Raw genomic sequence first — 20,289 nt, forward strand, 5'->3', positions numbered from 1 at the left:
ATGAAAAAATTGATATTAGCAGGTTTGTTGTCTATGCTACTACCTAAACAGGTGGTAGCACAGACTTTTAAGGAGGTTGACTATGCCCCCAAAGAAACTAAGTTCCAACTCTTTGCCCCTAATAATGCCAAGCAGGTAACCGTACGCATCTATAAGGACGGTCTGGGCGGCAAAGCCATTAAAAGCATGAAGATGCAGAAAACCGGCAACGAGTGCTGGACAGCCACCATTAAGGGCGACCTGATGGGTAAGTTCTATACCTTCGACATGGGTAAAGGCGAGTGCCCTGGCATATTTGCCAAAGCCGTAGGCGCCAATGGTAAGCGCGGTGCCATCATCAATATGGCTAACACCAATCCTGAGGGTTGGTGCGAAGATCAGCATCCCGTATGCAAATCACCTGCCGATCTGGTGATCTACGAGATGCACCATCGCGATTTCTCGATTGCTCGCAAGGATGCCAGATATCCTGGTAAGTTTATGGCACTCACCGAACCTTGGGCCATCAATCACCTTAAGTCGTTAGGTGTAAACGCCATCCATATCCTGCCCAGCTACGATTACGGTTCGGTAGATGAGACCCGATTGAGCGACAACAAGTACAACTGGGGTTACGATCCCGTGAACTACAATGTGCCTGAGGGAGGCTATTCTACCAATCCCTATCAGCCCGAGGTTCGAATCAACGAGTTCAAGCAGATGGTTCAGGCCCTGCATAAGGCTGGTATCCGTGTTATCCTCGACGTGGTTTATAACCACACCTACGACATCGAGCACTCCAACTTCCAGCGCACCTATCCCGACTATTTCTATCGCAAAACAGCCGATGGACAGTACAGCAACGGCAGTGGCTGCGGCAACGAGACAGCATCGGAGAAGCCCATGATGCGCCAGTTTATGATTGAGAGCGTAAAATACTGGATTAACGAGTATCACATCGATGGTTTCCGTTTCGATCTGATGGGTGTACACGACATCGAGACCATGAACGCCATTCGCAAGGCCGTCAACGAGATCGATCCTAGTCTGTTTATCTACGGTGAAGGCTGGAGCGCTGGTGCCTGTGCTATTCCTAACGAGCAATTGGGTATGAAGGCTAACATCCCACAGATGCCAACTATCGCTGCCTTTAGCGATGAAATCCGCGATGCCCTGCGTGGTCCATTCAGCGACGATACACAGCCTGCATTCTTAGCAGGCCTGGCAGGCCATAAGGAGAGCATCAAGTTCGGCATTGCAGGTGCCATCAGTCATCCACAGGTGGATATGACCAAGGTAAACTATAGCAAGGAGCCATGGGCTATCGACCCAACCCAGATGATTAGCTACGTAAGCTGTCACGACGACATGTGCTTGGTAGATCGCTTACAGTCGAGTATCCCTGGTATCACAACCGAAGAGCTCATTCGTCTCAATCTGCTGGCCCAGACCGCAGTGTTCACCTCTCAGGGTGTACCCTTTATGCTCAGCGGCGAAGAACTGCTGCGAAATAAGAAAGGTGTACACAATAGCTTCGAATCGCCCGACAGCATCAACCAGCTCAACTGGGATAACCTGAAGCAGTATCCACAGGTATTCAATTATTATAAGAACCTGATTCAACTGCGTAAGAACCATCCTGCTTTCCGATTAGGCAATGCCGATTTGGTACGCAAGCACCTGGAGTTTATTGATACCCCAGAGAATGTGGTAGCCTTCCGACTGAAGAACTACGCTGGTCGTGATGATTGGCGTAACATCATCGTGATACTGAACGCCAGCAAGGAGCCCACTGAGATTACTATTCCCGATGGAGAGTACACCATTGTGTGCTGCGATGGCACTATCAACGAAAACGGTCTCGGCACCATCAAAGGCACCAAGATCGTAGCTGATCCGCAGTCGGCATTAATCCTTCACGACTAATCAAAAAGTAACTTTTCGCTTGTCGTAAAGTAACTTTCCACCATATAAAAAGTAGCTTTTTGCGTGACAAAAAGCTACTTTTCGTTATAAGAATAGTAATATTACAGGAGAGCCTTCAGGAAATTCACCATTTTCTGAAGGTTTTCATCTACATACATGGCTGGACCACCGTGACTGCCCTCAGGAACGAAGGTGGCTTCGGTCTTTACACCTGCAGCCTTCAATGTCTCGTAGAAAGCCTTTCCCTGACAGCAGGGCACCACATTATCCTTCTCACCATGGAAGATGATGATAGGAGGATCGTTCTTATCTACATAGGTATTGGCACTCAGACTGAGATACTTATCTGGTTCCTTGGCCAACTTAGAATTCAACAGCACATCCTCAGGACTGTTCTCGCCCATCTTCATCGACTCACCACAGTCCATAGCAGTCAAGTCGATAGGTCCCGACCAGTCGCAAGCAGCATTCACAGCACTGCTCTCATTCAGGTAGTTACCTACATTACCTTCCAGGTCGATATCAACTGTACCCACCTTGGTCTGTTTCGTACCGCTGGTGGTAGCAGCTGTAGAAGCCAGATGACCACCTGAAGAGAAACCGCTGGTAGCGATAAACTTGGTATCAAACTTATACTTCTTAGCCTCACCACGTACAAAACGAATCACGGCACGGATATCGTGAATCTGAGCAGGCCATTTGGCGTCCATGCTCGAACGGTGGTTAGGACAAACCACAGCAAAACCGGCATCCAGCAAACTCTTTACGATGGTACCCAGATCGGCCATACCCTTACTGCTGTTGCTGAACCAGGCACTGCCATAGATATGAATCACCACAGGATAAGAAGCCTTTTCCTGCTTAGGCAGATAAATGTCGCAGGTGTGATAAGCCTGGTCGTCGCCAGCATAATTCACATCCTTCCATTCCTGCGAGGTTTCCAGCTTTACCTGAGGTGCCTGAAAACCTCCGAATCCGCCTGCTGGCTGAGCCATGGCCACAGCCGAGAGGCAACACATACATACTGATAATATAGTCTTCTTCATTTGATTAATGTTTTAGAATAAACGCGAATATCACTCGTTTTAGTATCTTTGCCTAACAAAAATTTATCTATAAAGGCCAGCACCTCGGGCCATTGGCACTCAGGCAACTGACAGTGGCCGTGACCACCTACGATGCTCCAACCCATACGATCGGCAATACCGAAACGCTCCCATACCTTCTTGGCAGCCTTGGCTGATACCAACATGGCATCGTCGGCCAACCACTTGTAGTCGAGATTGCCCAACAGCAACAGGGCGCGTGGGCACACCAATGCACACAACTCGTGCTGGTCGTAAGGCAGCTGATACACACTGTCACCATGAAAGTTGGTGAGCTGACTCTCCAAGAACCAGTGATAGTCGGTCTTATCCAGATTCTCTACGCTGTCCTGCAGATGCGAATAGCGCCAGGCAGCAGCACCGCCACCACCAGGCTCCTGAGCGATGGTCAGAGCCACACGCTCATCAAAAGCACCACAATACAGGGCCATTTTTCCGGCATACGAGCAACCTGTAACACCAATACGCTTGGTATCAATCTTGGTTACCTCAGGACCTAACAGCTCCAAGCCATCAATCAAACGACTGAAGCCCCAAGCCCATTCGCTATAGGCACCATTATCCTTCAGTTGTGGATACAAACGGTCGAAGTTATGCTCACCACGTTCATGGTGCTTACCCCACTGTCCATAATCGTTCACCTGCTTCTCGTGGAAGTTCATGGTAGCAATAGGACGATCTTCGAACAACTGACGTGGCAGGGCAATCATACTCGATCCAATCATCAGCGCATAGGGTGCCTTACCCGTTTTTGGATATCTGATTTCCGAACTCAGGGTGAGTGTTTCACCATTCACGGTTACATCCACTATCAGGGTATCGCCACTCATATGAGCCTTGATATTCTCTTTCTTCACAGCAGGTTTCTCGCCAATACCATAATGCTGTATCAGCGCTGCTATCTCACTACGCTTACGCGCCCAGTCACTAAAACCATTCACACCCTTTAATGGGTCGGGCAGGTCCTTGATAACGGGCAGTTCATTAGCTGCAGGCATGGCAGGCTTTGCAAACGCTGCGCCAGTATTCTCTACCTGATAAGCCAATGGAAGTTGGCTACCCTGCTGCGCCTGAGCGCAGAGGGTAACACAACCAAGAATTATAGTTGATAATAGTTGCTTCATCATTAAAACAATTAGTTAGAAACGTATTACATCTGGGGGCCGCCGCCAAAACCGCCACCAAAGCCGCCACCGCCAAAGCCACCCATGGCTGGGAACTCTGGATCGGGCTGCTTCTTGATATCGAGCAACAGTTTTACCAAAGCTCTGCGACGCAAGCCCCATGTAGGATAGTCGTTAGCATCCAACTTATTCATCTTAAAGCCTGGCATCTGCATACCACCCTGTTGCTGACTCAAGTCCTGAGCACTTACAGTAATCATACATGGTTTGGCATTGCCATCGGCAATCAAACGGTCGGCAATGGCGTCGGCACCACCTACCTTAAACCAGCTTTCTACCGATTCACCCTCAACAGGAATCAACTGAATAAAGGCAGGCATCACACCCATACGCATATTACCAGAGATATAGAAAGCGGTGTTACGCTCCAAGTCATAGCTCACACGACCATGGTCCATCTCACCCTGCGATGCGAAATTGAATGGCGACTTAGGATTGTCGGCCACACTGTACTTAAAGCCAGCATCGGGCGAAATAAACATATTGCTGGGGTCGGTTACCTGCATACTGTCAACCACAAAGCAATATTTAAAGGTTTCAAACAGATACTCACTCAGCTTCACGCTCCACACACCATCACTGTCGCGCTCCATAGCCACATTCTCAGGCAACATCTCGCACTCCAACTCTACCTTTTTAGCTTCAGGAGCCTTGAAACGGAAGATGATACCATCCTCTGTGTACTCTGGCGAAATGATAGGACGTGGGAAGAGTCGTGCCATCACACCAGCGGTAAACTGCTGTTCCTTACCGGTCTTAGCAGGAGCTGGCTCACCATTCTTCATAGCCTCTTCCGATGCCTTCTTATTAAAGAGCAGTGGCAAGGTCTTGGTCAGGAAGTACTTAGCATTCATCCAGGTATGTCCGAACTTATCGTTGGTAAACTCCTTCACACTACGGATACCCTTGGTATCAAGGAACTCCATATAGTCGCGGGCATTGCCATACAGGAAATCGTCGGTACCTACACCTAACCAGAACAAACGGATTTTCTTGTTGGTATCTTCTGCATTATCGTAAACACCGGCAATATCTGTTGATGTAAACGAGCTATAGCTGCACAGATACGAGAACTTATCAAGGTTGCTCAAGCCATTGAACAAAGCCTGGTTACCACCACGTGAGAAACCACCGATGGCACGATGATCCTTGTTGTTGATGGTACGATAGTTCTTCTCGATATACGGCATCAGGTCGTTAATCAAATCCTTACTGAACACGTCGCCACCAAAATGGGTCTGTGGAGCGCCGTTAGCAGCAGGTGCAGCTAGCAGCTTGGTAGGATTGCCATAAGGCAGCACGATAATCATCTCCTTGGCAGCTTTCTGAGCCAGCAGATTGTCGAGGATATAGTTTACACGACCCACCTTATAATATACCTCTTCGGTATCGGTTGTACCACTAATCAGATAGAATACAGGATATTTCTTATCACGACTCATCATGTAGTTGGGTGGCAGATAAACGATGGCAGTATTGGTGCCACCCAGACTCTTAGAATAATAGTGTACATACTCCATGGTGCCATGGGGCACGTTCTTGATGTCGTGGGGAAGTCCATCTTTCGACTTGATTTCCAGCAGACTGTTCTTAAAACCCTCGTTGGGGAAATACTGTGGATTGTCGGGGTCCATGATGCTCACACCGTCAACCACGAAACAATAGGGATACATGTCGGGGGCAGCCGGACCCAGCGTTACGGTCCATAAGCCTGTCTTGGCATCTTTCTGCATGGCTTTACGCCCTGCAAACTGCACATCTACCAGCACCTCTTTGGCCTGGTCGTTCTTGTACTGGAATGTTACCGTACCATCGGCATTAGTGATGGTTCCAGCCTTTGCCTGCATTACGCAAGCCATCAGTAGAGTTAGTAATAGTTTTTTGCTCATAAGTTTAAAGTTTATGTAGTTATTTGATAGAATAGCCAGCTCTGATAAATACGGGGATAAAGGCTTTAGTTACCGGAGTGTCAACATATTGACCGCCCTCATAGTGCTGTCCTGTATGGTAATCGGTCCATCCACCAGGGTGCTGAGGCAGATAGGTGCGCCAACTGGACACTCCAGGCTCAGTAACAGGACTGATAAGAAGTGCCGGACCAAACATATATTCGTACTTCTGCTGTAAAGCCTCAGCATCATGCGCAAAGTCGAACACCAACGGACGCATCAGCGTACCACCCTGTTCCGATACAGCCTTGGCACAACGCTTGATATAAGGCAGTAATGCATAACGTTCCTTCAAGCAGTCGGCAATCACAGTCTGTGCTTCCTTGCCATAGTTCCAAGGCTCGGTATTGCTCATATAACCATGCACACGCATCAGTGGCAGATATACTGCCGTTTCTATCCAGCGCAGCATGCGTTCAATATAAGCACTATCGGTATATTGGTTCTGTGGACGGAAAAAGCCACCTGCATCATAGGTCCACCAGGGGATACCAGCAGCCTGCATTCCTAAGCCTGCCGTAATCTGGCGACGGAAAGTCTCCCAATCGTTACCCACATCACCACTCCACATGGCCGAGCCATAGCGCTGGATACCAGCAAAACCGCAACGGGTGAGTATCATCGGTTCCTTACCAGCAGCCACAAGACCTTCATACACCGTCTTGTTCACCAGTAGCGGATAGACATTACGCACCTGTTCACCATTCCATCGACCGTTGTTCACCTTACGGCCCAACAGGTCGTCGTTCTCAGGTTCGGTAGCATCCTGCCACCAGGCATCGATACCCAAAGGCAACAGGCGCTCTTTGAAGTTCTTCCAATAGGCAGCGGCAGCCTCAGGATTAAAAAAGTCAATCCAATCAGTTTCAGGGATATAATAGTTGGCGGCTAGCATCTGCTGACCCACTTCTGAGTTCTTGTCGATCTTCGACCACACACTCAGCATCAGTTTCATACCCATCTGGTGCAGACTGTCGGTCAGCGCCTTAGGATCAGGATAAAACTCCTCGTCAAAACGCATTGAGTTCCAACCGTACTTGCCCCAATACTGCCAGTCCTGAACCAGCATGCTCACAGGCAGTTGTTCACTACGGAAACGGTTAGCAGTTTGCAGAATCTCGTCAGAAGAGTGGAAACGCTCGCGACAGTGGATATAGCCCAAAGCCCACTCTGGCATCTGAGGACACTCACCGGTCAGCTCGCGATAGGTCGCAATAATCTCATCAGGCGAACCAACAAACACCGTATAGTCAACACCATCGGCTACTGGCGAACGGAACACGGTCTCGTCTTTCACCTTATTATAATATAATATAGGTTGATCGTCCTTGGTCAGTTCGGCAGACAGCTGATGCTTTCCTTTCGAGAGCTGAACAATCGTCGAGGCCGTGGGGGGCAACCAGAGGTTCTGCATCTCAATCACTGGCTTACCATCAATCAGCAGGTTATGGCGGCGCGCCATCTTCTGCCCCACATCGAGTAGCAGCGCATAATCGCCGGTTTCATCGATATCAATCGTGGCCTCGAAGATATGGCGTTCGCGAACCTCACGCTTGCCACCTTCGGTAGAGGTGACATCCACCACCTCACGCTCACCGGCTCCTGCACGCTTCGTTAGTTTCACACTATGGCTGCATGGGTTAAAGTCGGTCAGGCCGTAGTTATTCCACAGCACGCCATAGCCCTTACTCGAAATCAGCATGGGGATGCTGATCTGGGTGTTTACCTGCGTCAATCTTCGCGACAAGCCACGCACATTGCTATAGCCATCCTGGAATTGTCCGAGGCCGAACAAGCACTCATCCTTTGGCGAATCGAAGGTCAGCGTAGCCTCACTGCCCACCAACTGATGGGCCTTAGCTGTAAAAATGGCTTTGCCGCTTTTATCTTTCACTATCAAGGTATTACCCTTAACTACGGCAGTGATATCGGCTTGTTTCAGCACATCGTGTTTTACATAGAGCCAGTCGGGCAAATCACTTTTCGCCGTCTGATTAGTGTATCTCACTCTCACGGCATTCTTAGCCACATAAGTTACAGAAAGGTTCTGCGCAGTGGCCGACACTGCCACTACACAGAACAGAATAGTTGATATTAGTTTCTTCATTATCGTTATTTATTTTTTAAACTGCCACCAATCCAGACGAACATCACCTGATGCTTTGTCGAAACATATATAAAGATCATGCACACCAGCAGCATTCTTCACTTTGCCACCGAATGAGCGATATTTCTCAACGCCACCGGTCTTACCGATGGTTACGGTTCCTACCACAGGACCATCGGCACTGTCTAATCGCAGACAGATGGTGCAACCACCAGTAGCGGCTGCTGTGATATTAAACTGCTTGGCACCCTTACCGAAGTCAACACCACGCAGTTTGATATACTCGCCATCATTAATATCAAAGATATACATATTCTTCTTTCCCGTTGAGGTAGGCATATCTGCTACCACACCGGTATTCTCGATACCCATCTTGGCACTCTTCAGTCCGAAGCCCCAAGCCATGGTCTCAGCCTCTACACGCTGGTAGGGGTTCAGCCAATGCAACTGCTTCATGGGCTGCTGGTCCAACCAATAAGGAATCTCCTGGATGGTGCCATCGCCATTATAGGCAATCTCCTGAGCCGACACACTGCGACGCTCGTGGTGTACAAATGTCTCCAGATGCATCAGGTCGTAATTCTGACCGAACACATACGAATGCCCCTTGAAATCGCAGATACCAGGATGGTTACCACGGTCGCGCTGGGTGGGCTTCATGATATAGCCCTTCCACTCCCAAGGTCCGGTGGGACTATCACTCATGGCATACCCTAAAGCCTCAGGACAACAGGTAGAAGCAAAGCCCAGGTAATAATGACCATTGCGCTTATAGAACCAAGGTCCCTCCTGATAGTTAGGAATATGTGGCAACTTGGTGACACCACTGGTCAGCGACGTCATGTCCTCGCCTAACTTAGCCCAGAAGGTATGTGGGTTTCCCCAGTACATATAAGCCTGCCCATCATCGTCGGTATAAACCGATGGATCGATATCATACCAGTTACTCTGATCCCAAACCAACGGTTTGCCGAGTGGGTCTTTGAACGGTCCGTAAGGCGAATCGGCCACCAGCACACCAATGCCATGACCATGCAGAGGGGCATACAGGTAATACTTACCGTTACGCTCTACGGTTTGGATAGCCCAGCCACCGTTCTCGCGACTGCGCCAGGCGAAGTCCTTCAACGAAGCCACTGCACCATGTTCGGTCCAGTTCACCATATCAGTAGTGCTCCACAACAGCCAGTCGTACATAAAGAAACCAGCAGAGCTCTTCTCGTTCACATCGGGGATATCCTCGGGCGAGGCATCATGCGAGGTATAGAGGAACAGGGTGTCGCCTACAACCAGTGGCGATGGGTCGGCTGTATATTTGGTTTGGAACAGTGGCATGTTCACCTGCTCCAGTCCGCGTATCTCCCACCAGTCGAAGTTAAACAGTTTTGGTCCCTTACGACCTTTGAACACCAGATAAACGTCGGCTGTAGCAGGCAGGTTCAAACCCGAAATGGTTCGGGTTGGTGCATCGATATCGGTGATGGTAGAGTAATCCAGATCAACGGTAATGGTCTGCCATTTCTCCCAACCACCAGTAGCAGGCACATTCAAGGTTCCCAGACATCTGCCACCGATACTGTCGAGATGAATCTCAATTCTGCCACCACGCAAACCACTGGCCACACGGGCTGTGAACGTACGTGGATACTTGTTGGCAAAGGCCACATTCTGCAGTTTGATATAGTCGCCATTGTGGATGTCACTGACATAAACCCCTACCTCGTCGTTCTGTTCAGTCTTCACACCTTTCGAGAAGGCCATGGTCTCAGCCTCCACCTTGCGATAAGGGTTAAACACGCCAACAGGCTTCACGCCTGCATCGGTGGGCATAATCTTTGGGAAACTGCCATCGGCATTGTACTTAAACTCCTCAACAGCTACACTACGACCGAAACCGCCACCATTTGGCAGTTTACCTGTATGGTAGAAGAAATAGCTATGACCTTTATAATCGGCCACACCACAGTGGTTGGTAAACGAGTTGGTATCGCACAGCGGCATAATCTCGCCAGCATACTTCCAGGGACCTGTTGGCGATGGTGCCGTGCTATACGAGATATGTTCGGGCACACCACCAGCGGCATACAACAACTGATATGTACCATTGCGCTTGGTTAACCAAGGACCTTCAACATACGAATCTTTATAGGTCTTGCCCTTCTCGCGCTCCTTCATCATCGGACCGCCAAAAGCCTCTTCGGTCATAGGCAGCTTTCCCAGTTCACCTTCGTACGAAATCATGTCGCGGTTCAGCTTCAGGTAATACACCTGGGGGTTACCCCACATCAGCCAAGCCTGCCCATCGTCATCAATCATCACGGTTGGATCGATATGATCCCAGCTGCCATTCTCAAACAAAGGTTTTCCAAGTGCATCCTTAAACGGACCTGTAGGACTATCGCTCACAGCCACACCAATGGCCATACCATTCGAAATCTTTGAATGAGCACAGATATACCAGTAGAATTTTCCGTCACGTTCGATAGTCTGTCCGGCCCAAGCACGGTCATCGGCCCACGAGAAAGTCTCCAAGGCCAGGGGCGAACCATGGTCCTGCCAGTTCACCATATCCTGAGTTGAATATACACGCCACTCCTGCATCCAGAAGAAGTCGGCGCCATCTTCGTCATGACCAGTATAAACATACATTGTTCCGTTATGTACCATCGGTGCAGGGTCGCTGGTACACCAAGTCTGTACGAAGGGGTTCTGTGCCTTCGCACCTGTAGCTAGCAACATGAGTGCTGCTATGGCTGCTGATTTATTAATCATTCTTTCTCGCTTATTAGTTTACTGCTGCAAAGGTAGCACAAAATAACGATATTAGATTTCCTATATGTATCATTTACTTTGTGAAACGTAACAGATAACTTAAAGCAAGATAGATATCATCAGAAACGCTCTATTTTCCTACCCATTTCGCGAGCATTCGTTTTAACTGGTACAGATGTAAAATCGGGGGTGTTATACGAATACATTAAGCGTTGATAATACACCTTGGGATTATGCTGTGGAAGAAGAAATGGCTTGGTAGCCTTTCCATGTTCATCGACAGACGAGAAATAGAGACGTGTATAAAGACCATCCTCACGACGACTGGTAAACAGGAACCAACGACTATTACGCGTCCAGTTATGCAAACTCTCCGAACGTGTGCTATTCACCTCGTTCAATGGTCTGCTTACTCCCGTCTCAAGATCAAGCATATATAAATCTGCTTCCGGATGCCAAACCGAGAAGTAACCATAATCCAGCTGCGTGTACATCAAGTACTTTCCATCATACGAAGGTCGAGGCCAAGTTACGCTTTTACCTGTTACATCAGCATTTACCAACGTATCCACCTCGGTACCGATCTTACCTGCTTTCTCATCAAAAGACACTCTACAAAGACTATACTTTACCTGGTCATAGCCTTTGGGATAATCGCCACATCTGGCAGTCGTAAAATACAACCACTTACCATCTGACGAAAAGGCTGGTGTATTCTCAGCCCAGCCAGTCTTCATAATCAGAGTATCCTTGATTACCACATGCTGCTCCATGTCGTATACAAACACATCCGACGAGGTATCAAACACCTCAATACGTTTGTTGTTGCCATTATGGAACATCTGAGCGGTCTTATTAGTGGAGAAAGCACAATAGCGCCCTCCGGGATGCCAATAAGGATATACCATCGAACCACCCAGACTGTCGTTACGGGCTTTTAGCAGTTTATCTTTTCCATGATTATGTACAATGGTAGTACCATGCTCACCTCTCACATGGAACACATACTGTTCTGGATTCGTACGATTCTGTGTATGACAGTTGATACACTGACCATAGACTTGCGAATTCTCAAGCATCGATGTTTCTGAGAAATCAGAAAGACAACGCTGATACAATCCCATATGACCATAGAGTGCATAGCTGGGCGCAATTCTACGATAGGTAACACCCCACTCATCCAAAGAATAAGGACTCACATTGATAGAGAAATCGCGATACTGATACCAGTTGTCCCCTTTGCGTGCACAAACTGATACAATCAGGCGACTTCCTTTGTTGGCAGCTAATAACTGATGCCATTCATCAATATCAAAATCAGCATAGGACCCCTCAGCATGCATGCTGCCACCCTTCATACCTTTCACATCCACATAGATATCAGTAAACGCATCATCGGTCATCGCGAAATTTAGCGGTGCAATCTCAACGGGTACTGTCACATCCACATAATCGGGAAAAATAGCCGGCAACTGATTAACAGGTTGCACATTATCGGGATGCAGACCGCAGGCCGACAGTACTACTGCCAGCAGCGCCATCATCATACCCGTATATATCTTTTTCTTCATGCTATTACTTTTTTAAAAGAAAAACACATCAACCGTTTGCTGATAAACCTCTTGCAGAGAACCGTATTTTGGTGAGCGCTTAATCAGTTCAGGATTAGTAGCCAGCTGTCGCATCTGTTTGGCCCAGCTGCGATAAAAAAGTGTATGTTCCAACAGCGAAATGTACTTCAATGCCACCTCATACTGTCCGGTTATCAGATTTGTCTCAACCAGTCGTGAAAGTTCTCTACCACTCATATTATAATTAGGCGAACTCATCATCACCTCAAAGGCAGCTCGCTGCGACATATTAACAAATCCCATATGAAGATATACATCACTCATCATCATCGCTGCAGCGCCACTGGTCAGCACCTTGTTTGGATGCAGCATATTCTCTTTCAACTCTTCGCCAGAGATACGTTTCTCGTAATACTTTGCCAAACGGACCACATTCTTACAAGCCAACGACTTGGGCTCCTCTTCTTCAGAAAGCGTAATAATCTTACCCCATTGTTTCTGTTGCAGCAGATAGTCGTACTCTATTTCTTCGTACGTTCCAGCCTTATCACTCTGAATCATCCAGTAATCTATACCCTTAGTGATATTCCACAAAGAATATGGTACCACATGTGAACTAACAAGCACACATGCCGCCAACAGAATGGTCAAGCCAGCAGATTCTGCCAGCACAACAATGCGATCATCCGACTTCTGTAGCCACTTGAAATGGCAACATACCAGACAGATAATGACGGGACCAAGCAACCAATATCCGATTGGTATCAACACCAACGAAGAAACAAGGCTCGGCTTTCTTCTATTCGGCAACACCAACATCAGCAGCCACGTCAACAAGACGGCAACAGGAAGCGTCATCGACACATCCATATCACATATCATCTTCCATAAGGCAAAAGATGGAAGGAATGAAAATGGGAAGAGGTGACTAGGACTGACTGCAGTCATGTTGCGACACAACAGTTTCCACGACAACCACTGTATAAGCACCAACAGAACCGCAGTTATCAGTGCGCCTAAAGCCACCGACCTGAAGAACTGTACCAAGAATTCGGCCACATATCGCGCCATACCACCAGGCACCGACAAACGCGACAGAAAATAATCACTCTGAAAGAGAAACAACTGAAAAGCTTCACGGGCTTCTATCTGCGCCGAACGCACATAGTTCCAGAAACAAAACAGCACTATTCCGAAAAGAATAGTCATGTAAATGGGCCAATTCTTCTTCATTTCTCTCATATCATCTCACCTCTACCTGTTGTCGCTTGCCATCAAACACCTGTCTGTGAACCTCATGTACATCCAGACTTACTGGTGTTTTAGTGAAATCGGGCACATTATACGAGTCAAACAATTCGCCGTAGTATTTCTTGGGATTACGCTGCGGCAACAAGAACGGCTTTGTAACACGACCCTTATCATCTATCGATGACAAGTAAAGCTGGGCGTATTCGCCATTCTCGCGTTTCGACGAGAACACAAACCATCCACTGTTTGAGCTCCAGTTATGAAAGCTCTCCGTCTGACGACTGTTTACCTCCTTCAACTCACGCATCTCACCAGTTTTCAAGTCCATCAGCCATAGGTCGGCATCATTCTGGAACACGGGGAAATTACTATGGTCGCTCACACAGAACATCAGCCAACGCCCATCGTAAGAAGGACGAACCAACGTATAGCTCTTACCGGTAGCCGCTGTATTTACCAGTGTATCAACCTCGTTACCGAAAGTGCCCGTCTTCTCATCAAAGGCAATTCGGCAGATACTACACTTCACCTTCTCGTACTCTGCAGGCAGATTGCATGGTTTCGAAGTGCTGTAATACAGATACTTACCATCAGGCGAGAAGGCAGGAAATATCTCCTGATCCTCTGTCTGCAACAAAGGCGAAAGTACCAACTGGTTGGTCTGAGTATCTAAGAGAATCAGATCGCTAAAGCGATGATAAGCCTCGATACGTTTCTCGGTACCCACATGGAAATTCTGATGCACCGAATTCACGGCATAAGCACAATATCGCCCCGATGGATGCCAGTAGGCATAGCTGCCAGCAGCCTTGGTCGAATCGGTACGAGTGTTCAGCCAGTGCTGTTTGCCATTCCTCTGCACCAAAGTGCCACCACCTTCGCCACGAAACTGCATGGTTAACGTAGAAGGATCGGTCCGATTTGCAGTATGACAGTTGATGCAATGGCCATAAACTGCACTCACCTTCAGAATGGCAGTCTCGTCGAAACTATGCAAATCGCGCTGGTAGATACCGATATTAGCGCCACCCACCTCATAACCAGGCGGAATTCTACGATAAGTCAAGCCATAATCCTCTAAGGGCAGTTTGCTCACATATACCTTAAAATCATCATACTGTATCCACTGGTCATCATGCTCCACGCAAACAGTAAATAGCAACTCACCACCTACATTCTGTTGAGTCAGCTGTTGCCAGGCTTCAATATTTAAATCAGCCCATTCACCTTGTACATGCAGTTCGCCTCCCTTAGAGCCACGCACTGTTACATCCAACAGGTCCACATCGCCACCCACGAAATTAAAATCCAAGGGAGCAATACCCGCTGGGATAGTCACCCCTACATAATCGGGATAGATAGCAGGCACCTGATGTACACGAGTTGCATGCTCCACCTGATGGCGACAGCCCTCCAGCATGACCAGACAGAAAACCACTGTCAAGACAATAGAAATATGATTAATGAGCTGTTTCATACACTTGATTGTTTTGTTGTTGCTGTGCTTTCGCTAACATCTTACTGATAAAGGCTGCATACGGTGAACCTGGCACATTACCCTGACGCTGTATACAGTTCAAAGCATCTTGATAGCCTCGGGGCATCTGCATATAGCCCCCACACTGCTCTACCCATGGCAACGCCTGCTGGAAAGTTGGCGCATCGCCGTTCAACAAGATTTGCGCTACGAAATAATCCAACGCCATGGTGTTCGATCTGTTTCCATTAAACAAGCTACCCAGCATCGAAGCCATCTCCGGATAGTAGAACAGAAAATCCTGTTTCTGTCGATACTGTCGCAACTGGCCCCATACCGGATGGGCATTAATCTTAGCCTCATCACCCAGATATTGTTCAGCAACTTCTGCCCATCCCTTATAAAATAGGCTATTCTTAAGAAGCGCCAGATGCTTCCTGGCCAGATCGTATTTTCCATTAATGATATAGCACTCAGCAATGCGCTGGGTAAAACGTCCGCTCTTTCTGCCATTATTGATCGACTCCTGCATGTCGAACATATACCGTTGAGCCGAATTAATCATTCCTAAACGATAAAAGGCCTCGGCAGCAGGAATATTCGAGAATGGATCACGAACCATATTCATCAACAAGGCATCGATACCGCTTTGATAGAAATCGAACATCCTATCAGCCAACTGGCGACGTTCTGCCAATGCCAGATTAACACTGTTCGACCAGAACGCCGTTTCCACCGTTTTCTGTTCGGCCCGTTTGATGATGTCGTCCCAATGTTCGTTTCTGATTTGATAGTCTTGCCATACCAACTCGTAACGCTCATCGGCATAACCACGTGTCACAGCCAGCCAACCTAACACCACAACGGCAATCGCCTGAACAGGCCACTTTAATACCTTATTTATATATAGTCGGTCAGCCAGAACACATAAAAGTACGGATAGGGGCACTATCCATAGCAGGGGCACCAGCGATGGACTACGGTAATATCCCATAGAGCACATCACCGACTGCAAGGGTAACTGTTCCAGCAGCGTATGCCACAACACCAGTTGTATGACCAACAACCATAAAGGCAGCCAGATAAAGCGCTTGTAATCCATCACAATCCGTAATGCCACATACAGCCAAGCCATCGGACCAATCAGCCAATATACCAATGGTGTCAGAACCATTTCCTTGCAGATATCCAACCAACGATTAGCAACACCAATCTTAGCCATCGCCAGAGAAGCCATAATAGCGATAGGAAACGAAAGAAGCACATCCAGATCGCCCATCGCCCAAAAGAGCAAAATAGCAGGAATCAAACTCAGCAGAAAAGACTCTGCTTTTAACCAGCTTGCCACCATCCGCTGATAGCCGATAAAAAGCAAAGCCAGAATCATAGCCCCCAACCACGGCAGGTAATAAAACTGCACCAGACATGTTTCGAGCCATTCTGCAGCCCCTCCTGGATGCCCCAAACATCCTAACAGATAGTCAGGCGTCCACAAAAACAGTTGGTATTGCTCTGCGTAAGAAAGTGCGTGCGGCAGATATCCTCCCCAAAACAAAAAGATCAAAGCGCCAAGAAAAACTGACAAAATCCAATTCTTTTTGGCAGCCGTCTGGAGATATCTATTGATGTATTCAGGCTTCATAAATCTGATCTTTCTAAAAACCCTGCAAAATTACACATTTTTCTTGAATCTACCAAGAAAAAAGCCTGGACTTTCACAAGCCCAGGCTCCAAAAACAATGTAAAGTTCTAAAATTGTCTGCTCATAGACAAACAATATCATTTACCGTTCAAACCATCAGCAAATCCGCCGTAGGTATGTTTACGGTTATAATCGAGATCCCAGAGACCTACAGGCTCACCCTTGCGCCAACCTGAGTTAGTTGGAGCATCGGTAATGCACCACTGGCAGATACCATACTGCTGGTCAGCAGGGATAATCTCAAAGTACTTCTCGATGATGAACTTATAGTAAGCAGACATAGCCTTATGCTGCTCCTCGGTCATATTCTCTGTCTTAATAACATTGCCGGCTTCATCCTCGCAGCCCATATCAAGCTCAGAGATCTTAACCAACTTCTTGCTACCAGCCAGAATGTTCAGCATGTTCACAACAGCCTCTTCATTAGCCTTCTGCTTGTCGGCATTCATACTGCAGGTTACGTGCATCTGACTACCGATACCATCAATCTTGGTCTCGCCGTCAGCCTCCCAACGCTTAATCCAGGCAACCAGACTCTTGGCCTTGTTGTTCTGATCCCAAGCAGCCTCAAGGTTATAGTCGTTGATGAAGAGCTTCATATCCTGTGGACCATACTTGCGAGCCAGCTTAACGGCAGTACGAACATAGTCGATATCGCCCAGATAATCCTGCCAGAAGAAGCTCTCGGTTGCAGCCTTTTCTGGATCCTGCTGATCCTTCAGGTGCTGCAAAGCATATACGCCCTCAGCATCAGCGTTTCCGCTTGAGAGTGCCTCGTTTACTACGTCCCAAGCCTTTACCTTACCATCACAAGCTGTCATGATACCACCGATCCACTTATCCAGAGCATAAGTCAGTGTATCCTTCTTCTCTTTCTCTGTCAGAGGCAGTGTGTTCATCTTTACGATGTGGTCAACCTTCACCGATGCGATGTCAATAACACCATCGAAGCTACCAGGCTGGAGTACCAGGTTACATGACTTGGCAGGGATATTATCATAGGTAACCTTCACATCCTTCCATTCAGTATCAACCTTCAAAGTTCCAGATGCAGATTCGCCAGAGCCCCAGCCCCAGCCCATATTAAGAGCCATGCTGCCAGCCTTTGAAGCTTTTACACGTACGGTTGCAACATAAGTACCCTCGATAGGATGCGGAATGTTATCAGCAATGAAGTACTGATACCATGAACCTGGGTCCTCTGAATGCAGACAGCCATTAACAATTGTTGGCTCGTAGCCCATCACATAATATGGGAACTTACTAACATCCTTGAACGAGTAATCATAATCGTTAACTGCAACCTCGATAGCAGGTGATTCGTAATGAACCAGACGAACGGTCTGAATATCAAGAGTACCGTCATAGCTACCAGGCTGAAGTACAAGGTTACACTTCTTTCCACCAGGAATTCCGGCAAAGTCGACCTTCTGCTCAGTCCAGTCTGTTGTAATCTTCAGTTTACCCGAAGCTGACTCGCCAGAGCCCCAGCCCCAGCCACAGTTCAGGGTAAGACCATCATTTGCAACAGAACCTTTGACCTTTACAATAGCAGTATAATTGCCATCGGCTGGGATAGAAATACCATCAGCAATAAAATACTGATACCATGAACCAGGGTTCTCTGAATGCAGACAGCCATTAACAATAGATGGCTCATAACCCATCACAAAATAAGGGAACTTTGACATGCCCACAAAGTCACCAGAATAGTCTTCCTTCTCAAGCTTCGCATTAGGATCGATGTCGAGCTCCTTATCTTTGAGCAGCTTCTCCAACCACTTCAGGGGTTGCTGAGCATGCCAAGCCAGTGTGTGACCATAAACCGACACACCATTGGCCTCAGCGTTATTAACAAAGGCCTGAACATTCTCGAAGTTCAGATTACCATTCTCATCCACACACGAAGCCATTTTCATTGCATTTCCTGCTGTCAGCTCCATGAAGTTGGCATTAGCCAGACGTGTAACAAGACCGTTGGCATTATAGTCATCTGCCTCCAAGGCCACTCCCAACTTGAAATTGGGAGAAGCCTTAGGGTTAGAAAATGTTTTAAGCGCATCGTAATCATTCAGGTACTCATAGTCCTTCAGATTCTTAGTCTTATCCTTAAAGATGTTGATCATGTCTGTGTCGGCACATGAAGCAAGGCCACAGACAGCGACAACACCACAGATGATATTTGAAATATTACGTTTCATAATCTTTCAGAATTATTTTTTATTTTACTACGAAAGTTTCGAGCTTGGTCTGACGATCACGCATAACCAGCGTATCAGCGCTCTTCACAATCTTATGACGCTGAACAGCAGCCCAATTGTTATTGGGATCATAGTCAGTGTACTCATAATCGATGGTATAGTTGAGCACGATCTCGTCGCGATCCTTACCACCCCATGCATTCTTAGCGCCCTTCAAAGTCCACTTACCTGAACCAGAACCGGTGCAGCCAGCAGTAGTAGGAACTACTGTGCAACTCTCGTCCTGACCAAAGGTCAGCTTGAGGTTACATGGCAGTGATACGATGGTCTTCTTATACGCTTTCGCAGCATCATCATATCTATAAGCCTCTACTGTTGTAGGAACAGAGTAGTTGCTTACTGCCAGGCCTTCGGTAGTAAGGTAGCGGATCTCGTTCTTCTCCAGGTACTCAGCCTCACGTGTCTCGGTCGACTTCACACCATTCAGATCAATCTCATCAGTACCATGACTAATCCATGCGCCTGTATATTTGTTGATATACTTCAAACCGTAAAGGATATAGTCCTTACCAGTCAGTACCGAGTCCTTAGCGCCTACAATACGCAAAGGCAGTACATAATTCAGACTTGTAGCCTTAGCATCGTCAAAGAACTTGTCAGTGAGCTGAACCTTCACTGCACCCATAACCTTTCCATAAGGGATGGTCAGTGTATTGCTCAACAACTCATAATAATCCTCGGGCAAAGCCTGGATAGTCGAACCATTCTCGAAGGTCTTACCGGCAACCAGTGAGTTATCCACAGCCACCTGAATGGTACGATCCTGACGGTTCTTCCATACACCACCTACAGTGGCATATACCTCGAACTGATGCTGGTTGTCAAGTTCTGTAGGATAAACATTGTCACCCAGTACAATCGTTCTGATAGGAGTCTGCTTGGCAAAGTAGACGGTCTGATAGTCAAAGTCGTCAAACTCCACCTCCTTGTTTTCACAAGATGTGAAAGCACTCAGCGCGCAGATTCCACAAATGAATGCATATATTCGTTTCATTTTCTTTTTT

Annotated in this window: 12 protein-coding genes and 1 pseudogene; 1 reads left to right on the plus strand and 12 read right to left on the minus strand. The window is 47.5% G+C overall.

Annotation, left to right across the window (positions count from 1 at the left end):
• Positions 1-1,905: a type I pullulanase gene (gene pulA, locus BLU97_RS00915; RefSeq protein WP_074759831.1), complete on the plus strand. Its 1,905-nt coding sequence runs from the start codon at positions 1-3 to the stop codon at positions 1,903-1,905.
• Between the two features lie 101 nt (positions 1,906-2,006).
• On the opposite strand, the gene BLU97_RS00920 is transcribed toward pulA, so the two are convergent.
• The 12 genes and pseudogenes from BLU97_RS00920 to BLU97_RS00970 form a co-directional block, all read right to left on the minus strand.
• Positions 2,007-2,951, minus strand: coding sequence for an alpha/beta hydrolase (locus BLU97_RS00920; RefSeq protein WP_074759832.1), 945 nt, complete (start codon positions 2,949-2,951; stop codon positions 2,007-2,009).
• Positions 2,948-4,138, minus strand: coding sequence for a hypothetical protein (locus BLU97_RS00925; RefSeq protein ID WP_139208678.1), 1,191 nt, complete (start codon positions 4,136-4,138; stop codon positions 2,948-2,950). The genes BLU97_RS00920 and BLU97_RS00925 overlap by 4 nt, the downstream gene beginning before the upstream one ends.
• Positions 4,139-4,161: 23 nt before the next feature.
• The gene (locus tag BLU97_RS00930) at positions 4,162-6,084 is read right to left on the minus strand and encodes an alpha/beta hydrolase-fold protein (RefSeq protein ID WP_081352797.1); all 1,923 of its coding nucleotides are present in this window, start codon (positions 6,082-6,084) and stop codon (positions 4,162-4,164) included.
• 19 nt (positions 6,085-6,103) lie between these two features.
• Complete coding sequence (locus tag BLU97_RS00935) at positions 6,104-8,251, minus strand: TIM-barrel domain-containing protein (protein WP_074759835.1); 2,148 nt, start codon at positions 8,249-8,251, stop codon at positions 6,104-6,106.
• A 9-nt stretch (positions 8,252-8,260) separates the two neighbouring features.
• A complete protein-coding gene (locus BLU97_RS15600; protein ID WP_081352848.1) occupies positions 8,261-9,586 on the minus strand; it encodes a family 43 glycosylhydrolase in 1,326 nt (441 codons plus the stop codon).
• 81 nt (positions 9,587-9,667) lie between these two features.
• Positions 9,668-11,023 (minus strand): annotated as a pseudogene (locus tag BLU97_RS15605) (glycoside hydrolase family 43 protein); the annotation flags it as partial.
• 119 nt (positions 11,024-11,142) lie between these two features.
• Positions 11,143-12,594, minus strand: coding sequence for a TolB family protein (locus BLU97_RS00945; RefSeq protein ID WP_074759837.1), 1,452 nt, complete (start codon positions 12,592-12,594; stop codon positions 11,143-11,145).
• Positions 12,595-12,606: 12 nt separating this feature from the next.
• Positions 12,607-13,827 carry a DUF6057 family protein gene (locus tag BLU97_RS00950; protein WP_139208680.1) on the minus strand — a complete coding sequence of 407 codons (1,221 nt, stop codon included), beginning with the start codon at positions 13,825-13,827 and terminating at the stop codon, positions 12,607-12,609.
• A gap of 10 nt (positions 13,828-13,837) precedes the next feature.
• The gene (locus tag BLU97_RS00955; RefSeq protein ID WP_081352798.1) at positions 13,838-15,322 is read right to left on the minus strand and encodes a TolB family protein; all 1,485 of its coding nucleotides are present in this window, start codon (positions 15,320-15,322) and stop codon (positions 13,838-13,840) included.
• Positions 15,306-16,964 (minus strand): DUF6057 family protein, encoded by a 1,659-nt coding sequence (locus BLU97_RS00960; protein WP_074759840.1) that lies wholly within the window; start codon positions 16,962-16,964, stop codon positions 15,306-15,308. Before BLU97_RS00960 ends, BLU97_RS00955 begins: the two co-directional genes overlap by 17 nt.
• Before the next feature lie 137 nt (positions 16,965-17,101).
• Positions 17,102-19,225: an endo-1,4-beta-xylanase gene (locus tag BLU97_RS00965; protein WP_074759841.1), complete on the minus strand. Its 2,124-nt coding sequence runs from the start codon at positions 19,223-19,225 to the stop codon at positions 17,102-17,104.
• A gap of 19 nt (positions 19,226-19,244) precedes the next feature.
• Positions 19,245-20,279 carry a DUF5627 domain-containing protein gene (locus tag BLU97_RS00970; RefSeq protein WP_074759842.1) on the minus strand — a complete coding sequence of 345 codons (1,035 nt, stop codon included), beginning with the start codon at positions 20,277-20,279 and terminating at the stop codon, positions 19,245-19,247.
• Positions 20,280-20,289: the final 10 nt, after the last annotated feature.

This window comes from Xylanibacter ruminicola (genome assembly GCF_900107775.1).
Classification (GTDB): Bacteria; Bacteroidota; Bacteroidia; order Bacteroidales; family Bacteroidaceae; genus Prevotella; species Prevotella ruminicola_C.